Raw genomic sequence first — 225 nt, 5'->3', positions numbered from 1 at the left:
AAAGCTTTCGTTTCTGTTGTGGATGCGCCTAATGGAAAACCAATCACCGTACACACGAGCACGTCACTGTCTGCAAGACGTTCGGCAGCGTATTGAACATGCGTCGGATTGACACAAACCGATTTAAAGTGATACGTTTTGGCCTCTTCAATGATTTGATCAATTTGTTGACGTGTTGATTCTGGTTTTAACAACGTATGATCGATATATTTTTCAAATTTCATA

1 pseudogene is annotated in these 225 nt (G+C 40.0%); it reads right to left on the bottom strand.

Features of this window, described 5'->3' with window-relative positions:
- Positions 1-224 (bottom strand): annotated as a pseudogene (locus CD118_RS11415) (deoxyribose-phosphate aldolase); the annotation flags it as partial.
- Between the last annotated feature and the right edge of the window lies 1 nt (position 225).

The sequence above is a fragment of the Staphylococcus coagulans genome (assembly GCF_002901995.1).
GTDB lineage: Bacteria > Bacillota > Bacilli > Staphylococcales > Staphylococcaceae > Staphylococcus > Staphylococcus coagulans.
This window is presented reverse-complemented; position numbering and strand designations above follow the sequence as displayed.